Source organism: Clostridium tyrobutyricum (assembly GCF_019144085.1).
In the GTDB taxonomy this organism is placed as follows: domain Bacteria; phylum Bacillota; class Clostridia; order Clostridiales; family Clostridiaceae; genus Clostridium_B; species Clostridium_B tyrobutyricum_A.
Genome location: NZ_JAHHUY010000132.1, coordinates 1 through 239, shown reverse-complemented (window position 1 = coordinate 239; position 239 = coordinate 1). Strand labels below are relative to the sequence as shown.

Here is a 239-nt window from a genome sequence, read left to right as displayed (position 1 = left end):
GGTTTGCTTGAAATACTTTCGTACTCTACGGATTAACGCGAGTACAACTCAACGATCAGCGATTCGTTGATGTCGGCGCCGAACTCGTCGCGGTCGGGCACCTTCTTGAACACACCTTCAGCCTTGTCGGCGTTCACTTCCACCCAAGCAGGCATGCCAACCTGGGCTGCCAGTTGCAGAGCCTCGACCACGCGGGCTTGCTTCTTGGACTTTTCGCGCACGGCGACCACGTCGCCGAC

General features: G+C 57.7%; 1 pseudogene. It reads right to left on the bottom strand.

Features of this window, described 5'->3' with window-relative positions:
* Nucleotides 1-32: 32 nt before the first annotated feature.
* A pseudogene (rpsD, locus tag KM800_RS15315) lies at nucleotides 33-239 on the bottom strand (30S ribosomal protein S4); the annotation flags it as partial.